We start from the raw sequence: 20,842 nt of genomic DNA, 5'->3' as shown, positions 1-20,842 counted from the left end.
TGCTGGCGCTGGCCCTGCCCATCTGGGCCGGGGAGCTGCCCTTCGCGCAGCCACGGCCGCAGCTGTACACCGCCGGCCAGCCCAGCGCCGCCCAGCTGCAGCAGGCGGCCGAGGCCGGGGTCACCACCGTGATCGACCTGCGCCAGCCCGATGAGGATCGCGGCTTCGATGAAACTGCGGCAGCCGAACGGCTCGGCCTGCGCTATGTGCGCATCCCGGTGGCTGGCGCCGCCGGCCTGACCCAGGCCAACGCCCGCGCGCTGCGCGCCACGCTCGCCCAGAGCACCGGCCCGGTGCTGCTGCACTGCGCCTCCGGCAACCGTGCCGGCGCGCTGCTGGCGGTGCTGCAGGCGCAGGACGGGGCGAGCGTCGAGCAGGCGCTGGAGTTGGGCCGCCGCGCCGGCATGACCTCACTGGAAGCGCCCACCCGCGTACTGCTTGAACAGGACGCCGCGCGATGAACGCACGTGTCCCATCCCACCTTCTTCCCTGCTCTACAGGAGCCTGCCCACCATGACCCGCTGGTGGTCGCGCCTGCGACCGGACAACTTCACCCTCGCCCTGCTCGGCACCGTGCTGCTGGCCTCCTTCCTGCCGATGCACGGCGCGGCGGCCATGGTGCTGGACGATGTCACCAACGTCGCCATCGCCCTGCTGTTCTTCCTGCACGGCGCGCGCCTGCCGCGCGAATCGATCATGGCCGGTGTGCTGCACTGGCGCCTGCACCTGACCATCCTGGCCTGCACCTTCGTACTGTTCCCGCTGCTGGGGTTGCTGTTCAAGCCACTGGATGGCTGGCTGCTCACCCCGGAGCTGTATATCGGCGTGCTGTTCCTGTGTGCGTTGCCGTCCACCGTGCAGTCCTCGATCGCGTTCACCTCGATCGCGCGCGGCAACGTGCCGGCCGCAGTGTGCAGCGCCTCGCTGTCGAGCATCCTCGGCGTGTTCCTCACCCCCTTGCTGCTGGCCCTGCTCGCAGGCACCGAAGGCGGCATGCACAACCCGGTGCAGGCCATCGCCAGCATCATGCTGCAACTGCTGGTGCCGTTCGTGGCCGGTCATCTGCTGCGCCCGTGGATCGCCGGCTGGGTGGAGAAGCAACGCGCGCTGCTGCGTTACACCGACCAGGGCACGATCCTGCTGGTGGTCTATTCCGCGTTCGGCGAAGCCGTCAGCGAAGGCCTCTGGAGCAAGACGCCGCTGCTGTCGCTGCTGACCGTGGCGGTCGTGGCCGCCGTGCTGCTTGGCATCGCGATGCCGCTGATCCGCTTCATCGCCCGCCGGCTGGGCTTCAACCGCGAAGACGAGATCACCATTCTGTTCTGCGGGTCCAAGAAGAGTCTGGCCACCGGCGTGCCCATCGCCAAGGTGCTGTTCGCCGGCGGCAGCCTGGGCGCGATCGTATTGCCGATCATGATCTACCACCAGATACAGCTGATCGTCTGCGCGATGATTGCCCAGCGGTATGCGCGTGATACACAGTCCTAGAGCGAATTACGGCGCGCGGTTCGGGCGTTGGTAGCGTAAGTGTCAGACCGTGGCAACCCGAAAAATGCGCAAGGAACCGGTGCCAACCACGCGTCGGCACCGGCTCAACCGACGTTAGTCCGGTCAATCGATCACGTTCGCGGCTATAGCTTGTATCAACCGCGCACTATGATTCACATCGCCCTCGCCAGTCGCAATGAGCGAATGGCTCTTTTCCGCCGTGGCCCATGACAACTCCACGCGATTACGGCCCTGGCCGTCGATGCTCAGCTGCAACTGCGCTGGTAGCCCGTTCACGGTAACATTCTGTGCTTCTTCGATGACCTCGATCCGGGCACCTGCCGCACGGAAGTTGTCCTCGCTGAACTCGACGATGCCCACCCCGTCAAGCCGATAGTAGCGGGTCAGTCCCGATGACCGAATGCCATCCAACGCGCCGCTGGGTTCCATACCGATCAGCTCGGCCGCGCCTAACGGACTCGCCTGCAGGTTGCTGGGCGGACTTGGAAGACGCTGGCGCAGCTCGGCATCGGAACGACGAGTGCGCGGCAGGCTGGCAAGCAGCGCCTGCTGTGTAGGAATGACCCCGTCCGGAAGTTGAACCAGTCCGCTCCGGACGCGCTCAATCTCAATGCGCAACTGCGTCTTTACTTCTTCTGGAGCATCCAACAGGTTGAGTGGGAGCACGCGGTATGTTCCGCTTTCCGTAGCGGTTCGCAGACGTCCCGTGCTGCTGTCTTCGACCGCAGCCTGCAGCGCGCGCTCATGTAGCCATCGACCAATACCGTCAGTGGCGTTTGTATCTGAGGCGTGCGCCGTAGTGCTGGACAGCACGATCAGCATGGAAATGGCCGGTAGGCTTTTCATTGAGATCACCACTCCGTAAGTTCGCAATTGACTGCCGCCGTGCTTTGGGTAAAAACCCGCCCTTGCAGAATCCAGGTGTGATAGCCGTAGACCGTCATCCGCTCAGGGTCCGATTGATCACCTGCCCTGAACCGCCACGCGAGATGACCGTTGTTGGGCGCGCCCAGTACATGCTTCGGATCCACGTTTCCCTGCGGCACATGCCTACTTGCCGCTGATCCCTGAAAGTTTCTGAACTGCGGCCTTTCATAAGTGATCGACTCATTTATCCAGCCTAAGCAGTTGGCGCGACTGAGTGCTTTTACTGCTGCAGTTGCATCTCCGCAGATTGCCCCCGCCAAGATCAGCGAGCCAAAGCCAGCGCGTTTAAAATGGTTCATCTATATCCCAAGGTGTTCTCGCGAGTCATCTCGCACCTTTCGTATAGGGCTTCATCTGATGGCAAGCTGAGCAACGGATAGCAGTAAGTAGAATTCAACACCTCACTTACCTCAACGCGCGGCAGATTCTTACAGCCAAGCAACCGCTTTGCGTGCGCGTCGCTCAACCGATCTGCCTTGCGCCGTAGCATTGATTGATGATCAAGCGATACGAGCAACTCGTGGCCTTCCAATTGGGCGCACGACCCAGCAGGTTCCCGCGCCGGCCTTCCCAATAGAACTGGGAACGGGGAGTTGCTCGGTGTATCGGTTGCAGGCGGGCCCGTCTTCTACGCATCGAAGGAAGACGGTCAGCTCCGATCGGCGCGTCGTCAAAATTGCGCGTCGCGCATCGGGCAATTCGCCGTACGCAAGCAGCACGCTGCAGTAGATCTCATGCCGATCATTCGGACATGTGGCCGGCGGCCGCCTGGGGACGCTCTCACCGGTCGGTCAAGGTGCCCACGCTCAATACCGGCATCCATATCCACAGGTCGTACTGCCGATCAGCACCGGCATCTTCTTTCGCCGCGCGTGGCGCACGCCGGGTCAGCGGCCGCGCGCGACAAGGCTGAGCACAGCCCCAGAAATGACCGCGTAGCGCTTCCAGGCGCACGCTGTAGAGCGGCAGATCCAGCAGGTACGACGCCATCGTTCGTTGCTGCATCTCCGGCGGCGCGTCTGCCGGTCGGGTGCGCATCGCATGCACGTTGCCGGTCAGCACCAGCATCCGTGCACTGGCCGGCAGGGCGTTGAACTGCTGGCGCAGATGGGCGGCCATAGCCGCATCGCGCTGGTCACTGCTGGTGGCGGTACCCGTCTCTTCGTCATAGCCGGCTACACCTACATCGCGTCCTTGGGCCCGCAAAGTACGTACCGCCTCGATCAGCGCCAGCATGTCGCGGCTGCGCCGCCCATCGTGCTGGTCGTCCTTGACCACCCAGAACGGCGAGGCCCGCAGCGCCCGGCGCGCGTCGGCATCACCGTCCGAGCGCAGGTAACGTGCCAGTGCGACGTTCTCGCTCATCGGCAATTCCAGTGCGAGCCGCACCGCGGTGTTGTCCCGGCTGTAGCGCGCCATCAGATCGGCCACCAGCAGCGGCGTTTCGGCGGTGCCGTGGTATTCGCCGAGTACGATCAGGCGATGGTCGCCGGCATGCGCCACGATCTGCGCGGCGGTGTCATCGGCCGCCGGTGCGGGCGCGGCGAGCGCGGTACTGCACAGCATCGAGATCAGTGCCACGATCATCCATATCCATCGCTTCATGCCGTCACTCCGTGTTCGGTCATGAAAGCAATGGCGGCAGGATGAGGGGATTCAAGGACGAATACGAACTCAGCCCCGACCTCGGATGGAGCGGCAGGATCGTGTCCCACATGACTGCCGACCGTGCGTCCTGCTCGATGGTAGGCATGACCCATGCCGGCGCATGCCTCTGATGCCACGGCAAACGCCGATCTCCAGCAGCGGTCATGCTGCCAACGTGCCGACCACCGCTATCGGCAGTCGTTTGGCAAACGACCCTGCCAGGGCAGGTACAGACGATAGCGTCCGGTACGCACTGTCGCCGCCGCAGGCGCGCGCCAGGCAGCTGCGCGATGCGTCACCCCATCGCCCGCGGCCCGCCGCTTACAGCCAGGGCAGCATCCAGTGGTCCACCATCAGGAACGCGAACAGCGCCATCAGGTAGACGATGGAATAGCCGAACATCTTCATCGAGAACAGCTCGTCCGGCGGGTTGAGCATGCGCCAGGCGTACCAGAGGAAGACCGCGTTGAGCACGATCGCCCCGCCCAGGTAGAACATGCCGCTCATGCCCACCACGACCGGCAGGATGCTGACGATGGCCAGCGCGATCGAATACACCATGATCGACTTGCGCGTGTAGACCACGCCATGGGTCACCGGCAGCATCGGGATCTCCGCCTTGGCGTAGTCCTCGCGACGGAAGATCGCCAGTGCCCAGAAATGCGGCGGGGTCCAGATGAAGATGATCAGCACCAGCAGCGACGCGTAAGCCCAGTCCCACGGGCCCTGCATGCCGGTGATCGCCGCCCAGCCGAGCATCGGCGGGGTGGCACCGGCCAGGCCGCCGATGACGATGTTCTGCGAGGTCGCGCGCTTGAGGTACACGGTGTAGATCACCGCGTAACCGATCAGCGAGGCGAAGGTGAGCACCGCCGTGATGACATTGACCCAGACCACCAGGATGGTCATCGACAACGCGATCAGCAGGCCGGCGAACACCAGCACCTGCCAGGGCTTGACCTTGCCCACCACCAGCGGGCGCCACGAGGTGCGCGCCATCTGCGCATCGATGCGCGCGTCCAGCAACTGGTTGATCGCCGCGGCAGCCGAGGCGGCCAGCCAGATGCCGAGGAAGCCCAGCGCGCCGTCCAGCGCCTGCTGCGCGGTCGGCAAGCCGGGGATGGCCAGGAACATGCCGACCAGTGCGGTGAACACGATCAGGGCGACGACCTTGGGCTTGGTCAGGTCCCAGTACTGACGGTAACTGGCCATGCCGTCAGCCCGCCTGCACGGCAGAAGTTGCTGTGCCGGTCCTGCCGTCCGCATCCGGCGCACGCAGACGCGCCAGCAGGCTCACCAGCACGAACAGCAGCGCCACCGCACCACCGCTGTGGGCGACGGCCACTTCCAGCGGCACCGCCAGCTTGACGTTGAGGATGCCCAGGGTGATCTGCAGCACCACCAGCAGGCCCAGCGCGCTGGCCCAGCCGCGCATGCTGGGCAGCTTGAACAGGCGCACCGACAGCCACAGCAGATAGACCGCCACCACGATCGCCATCATCCGGTGCGCCAGCTGGATCGCGATCCGCGAGGCGCCATCGAGCACGCCACCTTCGTAGTCCACGCCGATGCCACGCCACAGGGTGAAGCCTTCCTTGAAATCATGCTGCGGCCACCACTGGCTGACGCAGCGCGGGAAGTTGTCCAGCGAGGCGCTGCCACCACCGCACGCCAGCGCGGCGTAGTTGGCACTGACCCAACCGCCCAGGGCAATCTGCAGCACCAGCACGGCCACGCCGAGCCGGAGCAGCGACTTCAGTTTCGGCGCTTCCACCAGCGTGATCGGCATGTGCGTGGCGCGCCACGCCATCCACACCAGCAGACTGAACATCAACATGCCGCCGAGCAGATGACCCATCACCACGATCGGCTTGAGCAGCCAGGTCACCGTCCACATGCCCAGCAACGCCTGGAAGATCACCACGGCGAGGGTCAGCAAAGCGGCACGGGCCAGGTCGATGTTGTTCCAGCGCAGCGCGGCGATCAGCAGAATGGCCTCGCCGAGAACGGCCAGGACACTGGCCGGCACGTGCAGGCCCGTCATGTAGAGCGGTATGCCGGTGGCCACCAGTACGCACGCGGTCACCACCGCCGTGCTGCCCCACCGACGACGACGCGTGGCCAGCAGCGCCAGGGTAAGGATCTCGATGCCGAGCGCGCCGGCCAGGAAGCGGTGAACCTGCTCGCGCCACGCCTTGTGGGTTTCCAGCGGACGGATCTTGGCCGCTTCATGACCCACCACGTCGGCGGCATGCTGTGGCCAGGTGACCCGGCCATAGCAGGTCGGCCAGTCCGGGCAGCTCAGGCCCGCATCGGACAGGCGCACGAACGAACCGAACATGATCGTGCTGGCGGTCATGATCAGCGCAAACCACGCCAGACGGTGGAAATTGCGGTGCAGCACCGGGCGTGCGGAAAGGCTCATCTAAACGGAACTCACTTCAGTTTCAGCAGCGTGGCCAGGTCTTTGCGCAGACCGGCCATATCGAATCCCGGTGCGTAGCGCATGATCACGAAACCGTTGGGGTCGATCACATACACCGGCGTGCCGGCGGCGTCATCCACGGCGGGAAGGGCAGAACGCAGGGCCGGCTGGTCGCGCAGCGCGCGCAATGCGGGCAAGCCCTGGACCTCGGCCGGCGGCGTGCCCAGCCACAGGATCTCGACATTATCGGCGTTATGGCCGAACAGCTGCCACACCTTGCCCAATCCCTGCGACAAAGTGACGCACTCGCTCGTACAGCCTGCAGACGGCGCCACCAGGATGCGCCAGGTGCGCGCGTCGGGGTTCCACGGATAGACCTGGCCGTCGGCGAGCAGCGGCGGGCGCTGGCGCAGGTCCACCGGCGGCTGCAACAGCTGGCCGCTATTGCGGTGCGCGGTGGGCTGCCAGCCGGAGAAACGCAGCACGCCGGCCAGCGCCATCGCACCGAAGAACAGCGCGAACAAGGCGATCAACGTCCAGCGGCCGCGTGAGCGCGAGGGCAGCCGATCCTGGGAAGTGGCATTCATGGGCGGCATTTTCTCATGTTGGGGCGCTCAGCGCCGGGAACCGGCGGCAGGGCGGCGACGTTGGCGGAATTCCAGGATCAGCGCCACTACCAGCACAGTCAGCGCCAGCCCGAACCATTGCACCGCATAGCCGAGATGGCGGCTGGGCGGCAGCGTGTTGGGCAGCAGCTCCAGATCACGCGCATAACCACCGGGCAGGGCCGGATCCAGCCGCAGCACACGCTGCGGCAGGGTGTGCGCAGGCAGCGTGAGCGCGGTGGCGAGGGCGTCGGCCGGCATGCGGCTGGCCAGCCACACCCCGGGCTGGTCGGTGGCCGACAGCACCGGCCCCAGTTCCAGCCCGGTGGCCGGCGCCGGCGCCAGCAGGCCGGCCACGTGCGCCGACCCGCTCAGCGCGGGCAGATGCGGCACCACCCGGTCCGGCGGCATCGGCACCCAGCCCCGGTCGACCAGCACGCGTGCACCGTCGTCGCTGCGGAACGGTTGGTACACCTTGATGCCCGCGCGGCCTTGCCGGGTCTGGTTGTCGAGCAGGATCAGGCCGGGCAGGTACGTCCCCTGGTCCTCGATCCAGCGCAGTACCGGTGGCGCGGCCAGCGCCTGGCCCAGCCGCATGCGCTGCGCGCGCGCGGGCACCTGCTGTGCCAGCAGGGCCTCTTTCTGATGCATGCGCTGCAGTTGCCAGCGGCCCAGCTGGCAGAAGCCGACGATCACCACGACCGCCGCCACCCAGCCAATCAGGCGTGTGTGCTTGCGCATCATGACAACGGCGACCAAACGCGGTGATATAGGCGTACCCGCCCTGCCATCGAGCCGCGCATGAATGATTCGTTGAAGACCCTGCTGGTAATCGCGTTTCTGATCGTCATCGTCTGGAATCTGGGCGCCGGGCTGTATTACCTGCTGGTCGATCGCGGCCAGACCAAGCGCACCGTCAATGCGCTCACCCGCCGCATCGCGGTGTCGGTGGCGCTGATCGCGCTGGTGGCCATCGGCATCTACACCGGCTGGATCAAGCCCCACGGCATCGGCGGCTGAAACCGCACCGGCGTCGGTGCGGCACGGTGTCGCCCCGACGCTACAGCACGTAGACGAACAGGAACAGCATCAGCCACACCACATCGACGAAGTGCCAGTACCAGGCGGCCGCCTCGAAACCGAAATGGTTGTCGCGGGTGAAGTGCCCCTTGGCCGAGCGCAGCCACATCACCCCGAGCATGATCGTGCCAAGCAGCACGTGCGCACCGTGGAAGCCGGTGAGCATGAAGAACGTCGAGCCGTAGATGCCCGAGCCCAGGGTGAGGTTGAGTTCCTTGTAGGCGTGGATGTACTCCTCGGCCTGCAGGGTGAGGAAGAACGCACCCAGGACCACGGTCAGGCCCAGCCAGATCAGCAGCTGGCGGCGATGTCCGGCCTTGAGCGCGTGGTGGGCGATGGTCAGGGTGACGCCGGAGGTGAGCAGGATCAGCGTATTGATCAGCGGCAGTCCCCAGGCCGGGATGGTCTGGAAGTGGCCGCCGATCGCGCCCGGACCGTTGGTCGGCCACGCCGCCGAATAGCCGGTCCACAACAACTCGTTGGTCATCACCCGGTCGCCCTCGCCGCCCAGCCACGGCAGGCCCAGGTTGCGGGTGTAGAACAACGCGCCGAAGAAGGCGCCGAAGAACATCACTTCGGAAAAGATGAACCAGACCATGCCCATGCGGAACGAGCCGTCGACCTGGCGGTTGTAGCTGCCGGCCTGGGATTCGCGCACCACATCGCTGAACCACCAGAACAGGGTCAGCACCAGCATCGCGATGCCGGCGTAGAAGGTCCACTTGCCCCAACTGGAATCGTTGAGCCAACTGGCCACGCCGACCATGGTCACCATCATCGCAATGGAACCGATGAACGGCCATTTGCTGTGCGTGGGCACGAAGTACACGGTGGCATCGGGACTTTGCTGGGCCATGGTCTCGGGATCCGGTGCGTATCAGGGAGCGGCGTGCGCGCCAACCGGCACCGCAGCGGCGGCGGGCAGCTGCGCGGACAGCGCGTCGTTCTTGTAGAAGGTGTAGGACAGGGTGATGGTCTTGATGTTGGCCGGCAGGTCCGGGTCGACGATGAAGCGCACCGGCATGTCGCGCTTCTCGCCGGCCTGCAGGGTCTGCGCGGTGAAGCAGAAGCACTCGGTCTTGCTGAAGTAGCCCGAAGCCTTGGCCGGTGCCACCGATGGCACCGCGCTGCCCACCAGCGCGCGGTCGCTGTCGTTGCGCGCGAAGTACAGCGCCTCGTTGAGTTCACCCGGCACCACGTCCATGGTCAACTGCTCGGGATGGAACGCCCAGGGCAACTTGGAGTTGACCCCGCCATCGAATTCCACCCGCACGGTGCGCTTGCCGGTGGCGACGGCGCCGCCGGCAGCCGCCCCCGGGCCGCGCTCCAGCCGCACCCCGAACACCTTCTCGCAGGCGATCCGGTACAGCGGCACCAGCGAGAAGGTCAGCACGAACACCGCCAGCGCCACCCCGATCAGGCGGGGCAGCCCCGCCGTGCGCGAGGGAGTGGCCGGGCGGGCCTCGCTCATCGCCCGATCACCCCGGTGAGGATGAAACCGACATACACCGCCACCGCCACCAGCCCGACTTTCCAGGCGGTGCGCTGCGCGCGGCGACGTTGCAGGGCCTGTACATCCAGGGAGTTCGAAGGGGTGTCCATGCGGGCCTCAGTGGGTCACATCGTCGTGGGCCAGGTCACCTGGGCGGATGATCGGCGGCGTGGTGAAGGTGTGTGCCGGGGCGGGCGACGGAATCGTCCATTCCAGCCCACGTGCGCCTTCCCAGGAACGTGCGGCAGCCTTCTCGCCGTTGCGCAGCGAGGCCAGCAGGATCGCGGCCATCATGAAGGGCGTGGCGAACATGCCGAACGCACCGATCGAACTGATCATGTTCCAGTCGGCAAACGCCACGCTGTAATCGGGGATGCGCCGCGGCATGCCGGCCAGGCCGAGGAAGTGCTGCGGGAAGAACAGCAGGTTGACGAACACGATCGACCACCAGAAGTGGAACTTGGCCCACTTCTCGCTGTACATGCGCCCGGTCCACTTGGGCCACCAGTAGTACACCGCCGCGATCAGCGCGAACACCGCGCCGGTGACCAGCACGTAGTGGAAGTGCGCCACCACGAAATAGGTGTCGTGGTACTGGAAGTCGGCCACCACGATGGCCAGCATCAATCCGGAGAAACCGCCGATGGTGAACAGGATGACGAAGGCCACCGCCCACAGCATCGGCGCTTCGAAGGTAAGCGAGCCGCGCCACATGGTGCTGACCCAGTTGAACACCTTCACCCCGGTGGGAATGGAGATGAGCATCGTGGCGAACATGAAGTAGATCTCGCCGCCCAGTGGCATGCCCACGGTGAACATGTGGTGGGCCCAGACGATGAACGACAGGAACGCGATCGCCGCCACCGCATAGACCATCGCCTGATAGCCGAACAGCGGCTTGCGGCTGAAGGTGGGGATGATCTCGCTGACCACGCCGAATGCCGGCAGGATCATGATGTACACCTCCGGGTGGCCGAAGAACCAGAAGATGTGCTGGAACATCACCGGGTCGCCGCCGCCGGCCGCGTTGAAGAAGCTGGTGCCGAAGAACTTGTCGGTGAGCAGCATGGTGACCGCACCGGCAAGCACGGGCATCACCGCGATCAGCAGGAAGGCGGTGATCAGCCAGGCCCAGCAGAAGATCGGCATCTTCAGCAGGTCGATGCCCGGTGCGCGCATGTTGAGCACGGTGGCGATGATGTTGATCGCGCCCATGATCGAACTGACGCCGGCCACGTGGATGGCGAACACGCTGAAGGCCACGTTGTAGCCGCCCTGCAGCGACAACGGCGGGTACAGGGTCCAGCCGCCGGCAGGCGCGCCACCGGGCAGGAACAGGGTCACCAGCAGCAGGCTGAAGGCCACCGGCAGCAACCAGAACGACCAGTTGTTCATGCGTGGCAACGCCATGTCCGGCGCGCCGATCTGCAGCGGGATCATCCAGTTGGCCAGGCCGACGAAGGCCGGCATCACCCCACCGAAGATCATCACCAGCGCGTGCACGGTGGTCATCTGGTTGAAGAACTCGGGCTTGACGAACTGCAGGCCCGGTTGCATCAGTTCGGCGCGGATCACCACGCTCATGGCCGCGCCGATGATGAACATGATGAAGCTGAAAAGCAGGTAGAGCGTGCCGATGTCCTTGTGGTTGGTCGAGAACAACCAACGCTCCACAAAGCTCTGCTGATGCCCGTGGTGCCCGTCGTGGTCAACTGCGGAATGCGCCATCGCAACTACACCTCACTGGATCCGGTGGTACCCACGCCTGCCGGTTGGCAGGCGCAGCTCGATTTCAGGCGTTGCTCTCTGCCGGCGCCGCAGCGGCAGCTTCGGGTGCGGCGGCCGGGGCCGCCTCGACCGGAGCCGGTGCTGGCGGAGCCGCTTCCGGCGCCGGCGCCGGTGCGGGCTTGCGCGAGGCCAGCCACTTCTTGAAGTCTTCCTTGGACACCGCCTCGACCACGATCGGCATGAAACCGTGGTCCTTGCCGCACAGCTCGGCGCACTGGCCGCGATACACGCCGGGCGTTTCGATGTTGGTCCAGGCCTCGTTGATGAAGCCGGGAATGGCATCCTGCTTCCAGCCCAGCGCCGGCACCCACCAGGCGTGGATGACGTCGTCGGAGGTGATCACGAAGCGCACCTTGGTATCCACCGGCAGCACCAGGCGGTTGTCCACCTCCAGCAGGTAGTGCGGATTCGACGCCAGCGTGGGTACCTTGCCGCTCTGCCGGACCCGGTCGGACTCGCGGTCCAGGCGACTGGTGAAGGTCACGTCCTCGCCCAGGTACTCGTACTTCCACATCCACTGGTAGCCGGTGACCTTGACGGTCATTTCCGAATCGCGGGTGTCATAGAACTTGATCAGGTTGGCCGTGGCCGGCCACGCCATCACCACCAGGATGATCACCGGGATCACCGTCCAGACGATTTCCGCCTTGGTGTTGTGGCTGAAGGTGGCCGCGACGGCCCCCTTGGATTTGCGGAACTTGAAGATGGCATAGAACATCGCGCCGAATACGAGGATGCCGATGATCGTGCACACCCACAGCGAGAACAGGTTGGATTCCCAGGCCAACCGCGAGCTCTGGGTCACCCCCTTGCCCATGTTCAACTGCCACGGTTTGGGGTCGGCCGCCTGGGCCCACGCCAATGCGGGCGCCAGCAGCGCGGCCCCGCTTGTTGCTGTCTTCCCGAACGTACTGCCCCACTTGATGCGTTGCTTCATTGCCTAGACCCTTAGCGTCGTCGGTTGCAGCCATCGCTGGCCGCGAGCAAGCCTTCTAGTTTCTGAGCCAGTGCCCTGCGTTCGGCCGGTGCGAGGAACGCCCCCACTTCCACCTGCCTGCCACTGGACGCCAGCCGGACCCTCTGCTCGTCGGCGATCAGGCGTACCCAATGCGGATGCGCGCTGAACACCGGCGAGTGCCCGGGTGCGGGGATGACCTCCACACACGCCGGAACCACCCGGATTTCTTCCTGCCGTTCTCCACTACGCCACACACTACGCAGTGCCGCTGCCAGCAACAGGCTGTACAGCAGCGCGAACAACGGGGCGAATACGTTGCCGGCGAGCCAACCCAGGCCGGCCGCCAACCCCATCACCCCGCACAACACAGCAAACAACAGGACGAACTGCCGGGCATCGAGCGCCCGTGGGGGACGCAGCCGCAGTCGCGTCCCTGATCCGTCCGGAGCTGTCAGCACCTCGATCATGTCGCAACCGCGTTTTCCTGCCGCGGGAAACGTCTCGATGGTAGCCCTGCACTCGCGACAGTAGCAAGGGTCCATTCACACTTTCGGGAATGGTGCAATACAGCATGGACATCGGCAGCACTTTTGCCGAAATCGGCATAAATCCTCAAGGCTGCGGGTTGTCCGTCGAATCCCTTTGTATGAAAGGCTATCGCCACTATCGACCGCGCTCCTGAAATTGCTTGTCGGATCAAAAAAACGATTAAAATGGTCAAGTTTTCCACGAGCCGACCGGCATGACCGCACCCTCCGCACCGATTCCTGCCCCGGCCCCGTCCGGCGCTCTCCGTCCGCCGCTGCTGTCGCCCGAGCTGCCGACGCCTCCCCCTGCGTTCCGCCAGGCCATCACCGATGCCTGGATGAAGGACGAGGCCAGCCATGTGCGCGAGCTGCTGGAGCAGGCCCGCCTGCCGGCCGCCGAACAGGCGCAGGTGCAGGCCGTGGCCGCCGACCTGGTGGCGCGCGTTCGCGTGCGCGCCAAGGACCAGGGCGCGATCGAAGCGTTCATGCGCCAGTACGACCTGGGCAGCGAAGAAGGCGTGCTGCTGATGTGCGTGGCCGAAGCGCTGCTGCGCATCCCCGACCAGGACACCGCCGACAAGCTGATCCGCGACAAGCTCGGCGATGCGGACTGGAAGAAGCACATGGGCGGCAGCGACTCGGTACTGGTCAACGCTTCCACCTGGGGCCTGATGCTGACCGGCCGGCTGGTGCAGATCAACGACGCCACCCGTGCCGACGTACCCGGTGCGTTCGCACGTCTGATCGGCCGCGTGGGTGAGCCGGTGATCCGCCTGGCCGTGCGCCAGGCGATGAAGATCATGGGCCACCAGTTCGTCATGGGCCGCACCATCGACGAAGCGCTGTCGCGCTCGCACAAGGGCGACAACGCCAGCTACCGCTATTCGTTCGACATGCTCGGCGAAGGAGCGCTGACCATGAAGGACGCCAAGCGCTACCTGGAAGACTACCGCCGCGCGATCCACTCCATCGGCGGTGACCACAAGGCACGCGGTGGCCGCCCCGATGGCGACGTCAACGCGGCCCCGGGCATCTCGATCAAGCTTTCCGCGCTGTACCCGCGCTATGAGCACGCCAAGCGCGCGCGTGTGATGGCCGACCTGGTGCCGGGCGTGCTGGAACTGGCGCAGCTGGCCAAGTCCTATGGCATCGGCTGCACCGTGGATGCCGAGGAAACCGACCGCCTGGAGCTGTCGCTGGACATCATCGAAGCGGTGGTCACCGACGCCTCGCTGGTGGGCTGGGAAGGCTTCGGCGTGGTCGTGCAGGCCTACCAGAAGCGCACCCCGTACACGATCGATTACCTGGCCGACCTGGCCCGCCGCATCGGTCGCCGGCTGCAGGTGCGCCTGGTCAAGGGCGCGTACTGGGATGCGGAGATCAAGCGTGCGCAGATCGATGGCCTGCCCGCCTACCCGGTGTTCACCCGCAAGCAGAACACCGACGTGTCCTACCTGGCGTGCACCCGGCGGCTGTTCACCCACGCCGATGCGCTGTACCCGATGTTCGCCACGCACAACGCGCACACCATCGCCGCCGTCAAGACGATCGCCAAGGGTGGCCAGTACGAGCACCAGAAGCTGCACGGCATGGGCGATGACCTGTACGCCGAAGTGGTGCCGGCCGATCGCCTGAACGTGCCGTGCCGCGTGTACGCACCGGTCGGTTCGCACGAAGACCTGCTGCCCTACCTGGTGCGCCGCCTGCTGGAAAACGGCGCCAACTCCAGCTTCGTCAACCGCATCACCGACGACAGCGTGGCCATCGACGACCTGATCCGCGATCCGGTCGAGGCGGTGTCCTCCTTCGCATCCATCCCGCATCCGAAAATCCCGCTGCCGGTCGATCTGCTGCGCAGCCAGAACCATGACAGGAAGAACTCCATGGGCGTCAATCTCGCCAACGACAACGATCTGCGCGCTTTGGCCGAGCAGCTCAACGCCGCCGTGAAGCCTTGGCACGCCGCACCGCTGGTGCCCGGCGCCACCCCGACCGGCGCGCTGTTGAACGTGACCAACCCGGCCGACACCCGTCAGGTCGTCGGTCAGTGGCAGCCGGCCGACAGCGCTACCGTCGAAAAGGCGCTGGCCAATGCCGTGGCCGCGCAGCCGACGTGGAACCGCACCCCGGCCGCCAGCCGCGCGGCGATCCTCGAACACGCTGCCGACCAGCTCGAAGCGCGCCTGCCCGAGTTCATGGCGCTGTGCGTCAAGGAAGCCGGCAAGAGCCTGCCCGACGGCATCGCCGAAGTGCGCGAAGCGGTCGATTTCCTGCGCTATTACGCCAAGCAGGCCCGCGAGCAGTTCGGCCATGCAGAGAAGCTGCCCAGCCCCACCGGCGAGTCCAACGAACTGCAGCTGCACGGCCGTGGCGTGTTCGTCTGCATCAGCCCGTGGAACTTCCCGCTGGCGATCTTCCTGGGCCAGGTGGCCGCCGCACTCGCCGCCGGCAACAGCGTCATCGCCAAGCCGGCCGAACAGACCAACCTGATCGGCTACTACGCCGTGAAGCTGCTGCTCGACGCCGGCGTGCCCGAGGGCGTGGTGCAGTTCCTGCCCGGCGACGGCGCCACCGTTGGTGCCGCGCTCACTGCCGACCCGCGCGTGGCCGGCGTGGCCTTCACCGGCTCCACCGACACCGCCCGCGCGATCAACCGCGCGATGGCCGCACGCGATGCCGCCATCGGCGTGCTGATCGCCGAGACCGGCGGCCAGAACGCCTTCATCGCCGACTCCTCGGCGCTGCCGGAACAGCTGGTCAAGGATGCGATCGGTTCGGCGTTCACCTCCGCCGGCCAGCGCTGCTCGGCCGCGCGCGTGCTGTTCGTGCAGGACGACATCGCCGACAAGGTGATGACCATGCTGTCCGGCGCGATGGCCGAACTGAAGGTCGGTGACCCCGGCCTGCTGTCCACCGACGTCGGCCCGGTGATCGATGCCGACGCGCTGCAGATCCTGCAGGACCACGCCGTGCGCATGGAGAAGGAAGCGCGCCTGATCGCCGCCGCCGAACTCAGCGAAGCGGCCGCGCATGGCACCTTCTTCGCCCCGCGTGCGTACGAACTGAAGAACCTGGACCAGCTGCACAAGGAAATCTTCGGGCCGGTGCTGCACGTGATCCGCTGGAAGGGCGACCAGCTCGACGCGGTGATCGATCAGATCAACGCCACCGGCTACGGGCTGACCCTGGGCGTGCATTCGCGGATCGACGAAACCGTGGACCGCATTTCCTCGCGTATCAACGTCGGCAACGTATACGTCAACCGCAACCAGATCGGTGCGGTGGTGGGCGTGCAGCCGTTCGGCGGCCAGGGCTTGTCCGGCACCGGCCCCAAGGCCGGCGGACCGCACTACCTGCTGCGCTTTGCCACCGAAAAGACCGTCACCGTGAACACCACGGCGGCCGGCGGCAATGCCTCGCTGCTGACGCTGGGCGATTGATGCACGGCGTCATGTGTTGAACGAAAAACCCCGCGAAAGCGGGGTTTTTTGTGGATGTCATGCCGCTCGACGAGGCACCGTCAGCAACGGGCACTACGGGGCGTCGATCGACTCGATCTCATCGCGCATGAACAGTTCTTTGCCCATGTAGCGCTCGAACTTGATGCGGCCGAAGCCGGCCGCGTACCAGCCTTCGATGCGGTTGTCCTCGAAGGTCGCGCTGACGTGGCAGGTGTCCTTGAAGGTGCGCGGCTGGCCATCGATCTCCACGTCGACGTTTTCGAAGCCGACGAAGGTGTAATCGGAGAAGCCGTCGAAGTCGAGCGGCTCGACGGTGTCTTCAACGTGATGGGTGCGCTCGCCCTTGCCGGTGTACTGGAAGCGGTCGCCCGGCCTGGCCGTCTGCGGGAACGTCGGCGCAGGCTTGAACATGTCGGTCATCACCGGCTTGGACGCATCGCCGCCCCAGGCGGAGATGCCGTAGCGATCCTGGCCGAGGAACTGGCGGCCGCTGACATCGTAGTAGCTGGCAGTCGCGACGCCACCGCCTGCGCTGTTGACCTTGATCGCAGGCTGACCGGCGAAGGTCGCCTGTTCGATGGTCAACGTTTCATCGGCAGTGGACCAGGACACGCCCGGCTTCAGAGTGAAACACGTGGCGAAATCGGCCGCGCAGGCGGGTGCGGACAGGGAGGCCAAAGCCAACAAAAGGGTGGAACGAAACGCGAGCGGCGACATATGCAGATCCTTGTCAAAACGTCATGACCCACGCCATGCGGGGGCGGTGCGGGATTGTACGCGCTGCATCCGCGCCGATGGCGCCTGAAACGCGGTTTCCCGCCGTTGCCATGGGCCAACTTCATGGCAGAATCCGGCCATCTCGCACTGCCCTGACACCCGCGTGCAGCCCGAGCGCGATGGCCACGCACGTGGCAACGCGTGGCCGATCCGCGATGCGCTCCGCTCCAATCCGCGCCCGCGCGTGCAGGTGGTCGCCACCGTGGACGAACGCCGCTATACGGGCGGCACGATGAGCAGGGACCACCCGATCGCCTGGTGCATGCTTTCGACGGCGGCCGTGGCTGGTACACCGGCCTGGGGCATGACGAAGCGGCGTATGGCGTTCCGGATGTCATCGCGCCGCAGCGGCAGGGGCTGCGTTATGCAGCCGGGCCATCGTGGCACCGCTGAGATGCAGCAAGAGGCGTCGCGCGCGCCCTTATCACGTAGATTGCCCCCTCTTCGCTTTCCTTCACGCCAACCTCGTAGCGCGCGGCGTCAAGCAGCGCTTCCAGCCACGCCGGGATCTTCGCTCCCCAGATATAGCCGGTGAACTCATGCGGGTAGTTCGCTCGACCATTTGGATTGGCCGAATGCAGGTACACCCCGTCGTTCATCGTGTTCGGATACAGCTCCGCCCAACACTGCACCTCGCGCGCGTCTGCGTCGAGCGAGCGCCGCGCATGGTCGAGCAGCCGGAGGGCAGAGTGCGCGACCGCCTCCCGGTCGGAGGGGTCACGTGCTGCTTTTCCATACCAATCCGGATGCACGTGCCAGAAATCGAACCAGGCCGATGTCGCAAGCATCTTTTGAAGATGGCGAAGGTTCTTCGCTTCTTCGCGCGCCCAGTAGGCGCGCATCTTTTTCAGGTATCGGCGGTCCATGTCGACGGCATGCAGGAAGGGTAAACAGTCTATGGCAGGCACCGCTCCGTAGTGGGTTTGCACACGCGGTGGAGGTTACTCCGCACCGGGTGCGGGCAAATGGACATGTGGAGACTGTGCCGATCTGCTCCCTCACGGTCGGATCCGTCGTCGGGACCGCGATCCCACCCGACTGCGTCGCCGTTGCGCCAGCCATGCAACGCGACCGGCGATGGCTGGATTGAATGCCACGGGCGAGCCGCCTTGAAACAAAAGGCCCCGCTTTCGCGGGGCCTTCTGCCACTCAGACAACCGGTGCGGCTACGTCGATCAGAACTTGTAGTTGACCGACGCGGCCAGCACGTCGCCGCGCACCTTGTACTTGCCGGTGAGCGAGTTGCCCTGGTTGTTGGTGGTGCCGGCGATGTTGACGTCCGGATCCTTGGTGAACAGGTGGGTGTAACCGAAGTTGTATTCGATGTTCGCCGACGGGGTCCAGCCCACGCCCAGCGACAGCCACTTGCGGCTGGTGTCGGGCACGCGCACGTCGCGGTGGGCGTTGGTGGTCGGGGTCTGGTCCAGCGCGACACCGCCGCGCAGGGTGACGGTATCGCTCAGCTTGAAGTCGGTACCCAGCGAGACGAAGGTCGTGTCGCGGTAGCCGAATTCCAGCACCGAGTCCGGCTGCGCCGAGGCATAGTCGATGGTGACCTGGTCGAACGCGGTCGACCAGGCGGTACGGGTGACATCACCCATCACGGTCCAGCGGTCGTTGACGTTGTGGGTCACGCTCAAGGTGGCCGAGGCCGGCAGGGTCAGGGTGGCCTTGCCCGAGGTGCTGGTGAAGCGGCCCGGCTGGGCAATGGCCAGCACGGCAGCGGCGTTGGACGGCACGTCAAAGGTAGCGTCGCCACCGGTGATCTTGTGCTCGACCTTGGAGCGGTAGCTGATACCGATGTGGGTGTTCTCATCGGGGCTGAACAAGCCACCGACGGTCCAGCCCACGGCGTTGTTGTCGCCTTCCACGGTCAGCTTGCCATCGGCGCTGCCCGGGGCGAAGCCCGGCACGCGCGACTGCGCCAGCGCGGTGCCGAAGTCGATGTTGTTGCTCAGTTCGATGGTCAGGTGTTCAACGAACACCGACGCGCCGAAGGACACGTACGGGTTGACGTCGTAGGAGGCGGCAAAGCCCAGGTCGATCGCCTTCAGGTCGGTCTTCAGGCCGCTGTAACGGCCGACCCACGCGTTGTCGTACTGGGTCTTGAAGCCGAACGGCGCGGTCAGCGACACGCCGAAGTGGGCCTGTTCGCCGATCGGCATGTGGAAGTACGCCGCCGGGACCGGAGCGATCATGCCGGCGTCGCCGCCGTCACCGCCGGTCTGCGGCTGGCCGGTCGGCTTGCGGCCGGTGCCGCTGTACTTGGCCGAGAAGCTGATGGCGCTCAGGTCACCCTGGATCTGGGTGCCCTCGAGCTGGCGCATGCCAGCCGGGTTGACGGCGATGATCGAGGCGTCGCCCTCGGCGCTGCCGGAACCGGCGAAAGCGCGGCCGAGGCCCTTGGCGCTGTTTTCCTTCAGCTGGAAGGCGGCGGCGTTGACGTGGCCGACAGCCAGGACACCGGCAATGCCGACGGCCAGGGCGGTGACGCGGGCAAGCGTGGAAGCGGTATGCATGTTTGGTTCTCTCCGGAATTGCGGTGGTGTTTGGCAACGTGCGCCTGCGTCATCCCTGCCTTTCGGTGGAGACAACGCGCCGGATTCCCCTCCCGACATACGACGCCGTATTGGAGTATACCCAGACCGGTTAATGAAACAATAACGGAATGCCCCGGTATGGCTATTCAGGCTGAACCCGTCAATTCCCCACCGCGGGCGCCGCCGCGCTAGGCTAGCGCACCCATGTTCGTGTCGATCCCCTCCCGCAAGAAGTCCGCCTTCCGCTGGGCTACCCCGCTGCTGTTCGCCGCCCTGTGGGCGGCGTTCCTGTGGTCGATCTCGCGCCCGGACGATGCCCGCCGCAGTTTGTGGCTGGACTGGGGCGCCCTGTCGACCGGGCTGACCCACCCGCTGGACTGGTGGGCCACCCTGCAGGACGGCAGCGTGCTGCGCCTGTTCACCGCGCTGTTCCTGCACGCGGACTGGTCGCACCTGCTGGGCAACCTGGTGTTCCTGCTGATCTTCGGGTTACCGGCCGAACGCGTGCTGGGGCCGTGGCGGCTGATCCTGCTGTTCCTGGTCGGCGGGGCGATCTCCAACCTGACCGCGATCTACACCATGGGCAGCCCGGACCAGATCATCATCGGCGCCAGTGGCGCGGTGTCGGCGCTGATCGGCGCTTACCTGGCCCTGTTCCCCGGTGCGCGGCTGGGCGTGGTGATCCCGCTGGGTCTGTTCCTGGAATTCGTGCGGGCGCCGGCCTACCTGCTGATCGGCGTCTGGGCGGCGCTGCAGGTGGTGTTCGCCTACATCGGCCCGAGCTTCGGCATGGTGGCCTGGTGGGCGCACATCGCCGGCTTCGTGTTCGGCCTGGCCTACGGGGTCTACGTCCGCGCCGCCATCGCCCGGCGGCTGCGCAAGCGCCACGGTTTCTAGGCCGCGTCGACGCATGACCCGCTGGCGGGCATCCGTCCGCTTTGGCACAGGGGGGGGTAGTGCCGGCCGCTGGCCGGCTCCACGGATAATCGGATCAACCCGGGTAGTGCCGGCCGCTGGCCGGCTCCACGGATAGTCGGATCAACCCGGGTGATGCCGGCCGCTGGCCGGCGTCTCATTCGGTTGGATTCATGCAGAGCCGGCCAACG

At 65.7% G+C, this 20,842-nt stretch carries 21 protein-coding genes; 5 read left to right on the top strand and 16 right to left on the bottom strand.

Features of this window, described 5'->3' with window-relative positions:
- The first annotated feature begins 2 nt into the window (after positions 1-2).
- Positions 3-461: a sulfur transferase domain-containing protein gene (locus RTO53_RS05685; protein WP_312236915.1), complete on the top strand. Its 459-nt coding sequence runs from the start codon at positions 3-5 to the stop codon at positions 459-461.
- Positions 462-513: 52 nt separating this feature from the next.
- The gene (locus tag RTO53_RS05680) at positions 514-1,488 is read left to right on the top strand and encodes a bile acid:sodium symporter family protein (protein WP_312236891.1); all 975 of its coding nucleotides are present in this window, start codon (positions 514-516) and stop codon (positions 1,486-1,488) included.
- A gap of 123 nt (positions 1,489-1,611) precedes the next feature.
- On the opposite strand, the gene RTO53_RS05675 is transcribed toward RTO53_RS05680, so the two are convergent.
- The 7 genes from RTO53_RS05675 to RTO53_RS05645 form a co-directional block, all read right to left on the bottom strand.
- The gene (locus RTO53_RS05675; RefSeq protein ID WP_312236890.1) at positions 1,612-2,355 is read right to left on the bottom strand and encodes a hypothetical protein; all 744 of its coding nucleotides are present in this window, start codon (positions 2,353-2,355) and stop codon (positions 1,612-1,614) included.
- A gap of 5 nt (positions 2,356-2,360) precedes the next feature.
- On the bottom strand, positions 2,361-2,735 hold the full coding sequence (locus tag RTO53_RS05670; protein ID WP_312236889.1) for a hypothetical protein: 375 nt from the start codon (positions 2,733-2,735) through the stop codon (positions 2,361-2,363).
- Positions 2,736-3,216: 481 nt separating this feature from the next.
- Positions 3,217-4,002 carry a calcium-binding protein gene (locus tag RTO53_RS05665; protein WP_312236914.1) on the bottom strand — a complete coding sequence of 262 codons (786 nt, stop codon included), beginning with the start codon at positions 4,000-4,002 and terminating at the stop codon, positions 3,217-3,219.
- A 402-nt stretch (positions 4,003-4,404) separates the two neighbouring features.
- Positions 4,405-5,295, bottom strand: a complete 891-nt coding sequence (gene cyoE, locus RTO53_RS05660; protein WP_312236888.1) for a heme o synthase — start codon at positions 5,293-5,295, stop codon at positions 4,405-4,407.
- Positions 5,296-5,299: 4 nt separating this feature from the next.
- Positions 5,300-6,508 (bottom strand): COX15/CtaA family protein, encoded by a 1,209-nt coding sequence (locus RTO53_RS05655; RefSeq protein ID WP_312236887.1) that lies wholly within the window; start codon positions 6,506-6,508, stop codon positions 5,300-5,302.
- Between the two features lie 11 nt (positions 6,509-6,519).
- Complete coding sequence (locus RTO53_RS05650; protein ID WP_312236886.1) at positions 6,520-7,104, bottom strand: hypothetical protein; 585 nt, start codon at positions 7,102-7,104, stop codon at positions 6,520-6,522.
- An 18-nt stretch (positions 7,105-7,122) separates the two neighbouring features.
- On the bottom strand, positions 7,123-7,857 hold the full coding sequence (locus RTO53_RS05645) for an SURF1 family protein (RefSeq protein ID WP_312236885.1): 735 nt from the start codon (positions 7,855-7,857) through the stop codon (positions 7,123-7,125).
- Positions 7,858-7,914: 57 nt separating this feature from the next.
- On the opposite strand from RTO53_RS05645, the gene RTO53_RS05640 reads away from it, so the two are divergent.
- Complete coding sequence (locus RTO53_RS05640; protein ID WP_070208839.1) at positions 7,915-8,133, top strand: twin transmembrane helix small protein; 219 nt, start codon at positions 7,915-7,917, stop codon at positions 8,131-8,133.
- 40 nt (positions 8,134-8,173) lie between these two features.
- Here RTO53_RS05640 and RTO53_RS05635 read toward each other — a convergent pair whose 3' ends face one another.
- The 6 genes from RTO53_RS05635 to RTO53_RS05610 all read right to left on the bottom strand — a co-directional run bounded on the left by RTO53_RS05635 (position 8,174) and on the right by RTO53_RS05610 (position 12,898).
- Entirely contained in the window at positions 8,174-9,049 is an 876-nt protein-coding gene (locus RTO53_RS05635; protein WP_312236884.1) for a cytochrome c oxidase subunit 3, read from the bottom strand.
- Positions 9,050-9,070: 21 nt separating this feature from the next.
- Complete coding sequence (locus RTO53_RS05630; RefSeq protein WP_312236883.1) at positions 9,071-9,664, bottom strand: cytochrome c oxidase assembly protein; 594 nt, start codon at positions 9,662-9,664, stop codon at positions 9,071-9,073.
- The gene (locus RTO53_RS05625) at positions 9,661-9,795 is read right to left on the bottom strand and encodes a hypothetical protein (RefSeq protein ID WP_312236882.1); all 135 of its coding nucleotides are present in this window, start codon (positions 9,793-9,795) and stop codon (positions 9,661-9,663) included. The genes RTO53_RS05630 and RTO53_RS05625 overlap by 4 nt, the downstream gene beginning before the upstream one ends.
- Positions 9,796-9,802: 7 nt before the next feature.
- On the bottom strand, positions 9,803-11,413 hold the full coding sequence (ctaD, locus tag RTO53_RS05620; protein ID WP_312236881.1) for a cytochrome c oxidase subunit I: 1,611 nt from the start codon (positions 11,411-11,413) through the stop codon (positions 9,803-9,805).
- A gap of 64 nt (positions 11,414-11,477) precedes the next feature.
- Entirely contained in the window at positions 11,478-12,410 is a 933-nt protein-coding gene (coxB, locus tag RTO53_RS05615) for a cytochrome c oxidase subunit II (protein ID WP_312236880.1), read from the bottom strand.
- 11 nt (positions 12,411-12,421) lie between these two features.
- Positions 12,422-12,898, bottom strand: a complete 477-nt coding sequence (locus RTO53_RS05610; protein WP_312236879.1) for a DUF2244 domain-containing protein — start codon at positions 12,896-12,898, stop codon at positions 12,422-12,424.
- 275 nt (positions 12,899-13,173) lie between these two features.
- Here RTO53_RS05610 and putA point away from each other — a divergent pair, with 275 nt between their 5' ends.
- Positions 13,174-16,398: a bifunctional proline dehydrogenase/L-glutamate gamma-semialdehyde dehydrogenase PutA gene (gene putA, locus RTO53_RS05605; protein ID WP_312236878.1), complete on the top strand. Its 3,225-nt coding sequence runs from the start codon at positions 13,174-13,176 to the stop codon at positions 16,396-16,398.
- A gap of 93 nt (positions 16,399-16,491) precedes the next feature.
- On the opposite strand, the gene RTO53_RS05600 is transcribed toward putA, so the two are convergent.
- The 3 genes from RTO53_RS05600 to RTO53_RS05590 all read right to left on the bottom strand — a co-directional run bounded on the left by RTO53_RS05600 (position 16,492) and on the right by RTO53_RS05590 (position 19,715).
- Positions 16,492-17,031 (bottom strand): hypothetical protein, encoded by a 540-nt coding sequence (locus RTO53_RS05600; protein ID WP_312236877.1) that lies wholly within the window; start codon positions 17,029-17,031, stop codon positions 16,492-16,494.
- 527 nt (positions 17,032-17,558) lie between these two features.
- Complete coding sequence (locus tag RTO53_RS05595; RefSeq protein ID WP_312236876.1) at positions 17,559-18,062, bottom strand: hypothetical protein; 504 nt, start codon at positions 18,060-18,062, stop codon at positions 17,559-17,561.
- A gap of 309 nt (positions 18,063-18,371) precedes the next feature.
- Positions 18,372-19,715, bottom strand: a complete 1,344-nt coding sequence (locus tag RTO53_RS05590; RefSeq protein ID WP_312236875.1) for an outer membrane protein transport protein — start codon at positions 19,713-19,715, stop codon at positions 18,372-18,374.
- Positions 19,716-19,940: 225 nt separating this feature from the next.
- Here RTO53_RS05590 and RTO53_RS05585 point away from each other — a divergent pair, with 225 nt between their 5' ends.
- Positions 19,941-20,633: a rhomboid family intramembrane serine protease gene (locus tag RTO53_RS05585; protein ID WP_312236874.1), complete on the top strand. Its 693-nt coding sequence runs from the start codon at positions 19,941-19,943 to the stop codon at positions 20,631-20,633.
- The last annotated feature ends 209 nt before the right edge of the window (positions 20,634-20,842 follow it).

The organism is Stenotrophomonas sp., assembly GCF_031995405.1.
Classification (GTDB): Bacteria; Pseudomonadota; Gammaproteobacteria; order Xanthomonadales; family Xanthomonadaceae; genus Stenotrophomonas.
The sequence above is the reverse complement of the archived record's forward strand: the minus strand, read 5'-3'. Positions and strand labels throughout refer to the sequence as shown.

Excerpts from the sequence above, each read along its gene's own strand:
- RTO53_RS05655 (WP_312236887.1), bottom strand. The coding sequence starts at position 6,508 with ATGAGCCTTTCCGCACGCCCGGTGCTGCACCGCAATTTCCACCGTCTG.
- RTO53_RS05625 (WP_312236882.1), bottom strand. The coding sequence starts at position 9,795 with ATGGACACCCCTTCGAACTCCCTGGATGTACAGGCCCTGCAACGTCGC.
- RTO53_RS05670 (WP_312236889.1), bottom strand. The coding sequence starts at position 2,735 with ATGAACCATTTTAAACGCGCTGGCTTTGGCTCGCTGATCTTGGCGGGG.
- ctaD (WP_312236881.1), bottom strand. The coding sequence starts at position 11,413 with ATGGCGCATTCCGCAGTTGACCACGACGGGCACCACGGGCATCAGCAG.
- RTO53_RS05650 (WP_312236886.1), bottom strand. The coding sequence starts at position 7,104 with ATGCCGCCCATGAATGCCACTTCCCAGGATCGGCTGCCCTCGCGCTCA.
- cyoE (WP_312236888.1), bottom strand. The coding sequence starts at position 5,295 with ATGGCCAGTTACCGTCAGTACTGGGACCTGACCAAGCCCAAGGTCGTC.
- RTO53_RS05630 (WP_312236883.1), bottom strand. The coding sequence starts at position 9,664 with ATGAGCGAGGCCCGCCCGGCCACTCCCTCGCGCACGGCGGGGCTGCCC.
- RTO53_RS05675 (WP_312236890.1), bottom strand. The coding sequence starts at position 2,355 with ATGAAAAGCCTACCGGCCATTTCCATGCTGATCGTGCTGTCCAGCACT.
- RTO53_RS05680 (WP_312236891.1), top strand. The coding sequence starts at position 514 with ATGACCCGCTGGTGGTCGCGCCTGCGACCGGACAACTTCACCCTCGCC.
- RTO53_RS05640 (WP_070208839.1), top strand. The coding sequence starts at position 7,915 with ATGAATGATTCGTTGAAGACCCTGCTGGTAATCGCGTTTCTGATCGTC.
- RTO53_RS05610 (WP_312236879.1), bottom strand. The coding sequence starts at position 12,898 with ATGATCGAGGTGCTGACAGCTCCGGACGGATCAGGGACGCGACTGCGG.
- RTO53_RS05665 (WP_312236914.1), bottom strand. The coding sequence starts at position 4,002 with ATGCTGTGCAGTACCGCGCTCGCCGCGCCCGCACCGGCGGCCGATGAC.
- RTO53_RS05645 (WP_312236885.1), bottom strand. The coding sequence starts at position 7,857 with ATGATGCGCAAGCACACACGCCTGATTGGCTGGGTGGCGGCGGTCGTG.
- coxB (WP_312236880.1), bottom strand. The coding sequence starts at position 12,410 with ATGAAGCAACGCATCAAGTGGGGCAGTACGTTCGGGAAGACAGCAACA.
- RTO53_RS05585 (WP_312236874.1), top strand. The coding sequence starts at position 19,941 with ATGTTCGTGTCGATCCCCTCCCGCAAGAAGTCCGCCTTCCGCTGGGCT.
- RTO53_RS05635 (WP_312236884.1), bottom strand. The coding sequence starts at position 9,049 with ATGGCCCAGCAAAGTCCCGATGCCACCGTGTACTTCGTGCCCACGCAC.
- RTO53_RS05590 (WP_312236875.1), bottom strand. The coding sequence starts at position 19,715 with ATGCATACCGCTTCCACGCTTGCCCGCGTCACCGCCCTGGCCGTCGGC.
- putA (WP_312236878.1), top strand. The coding sequence starts at position 13,174 with ATGACCGCACCCTCCGCACCGATTCCTGCCCCGGCCCCGTCCGGCGCT.
- RTO53_RS05595 (WP_312236876.1), bottom strand. The coding sequence starts at position 18,062 with ATGGACCGCCGATACCTGAAAAAGATGCGCGCCTACTGGGCGCGCGAA.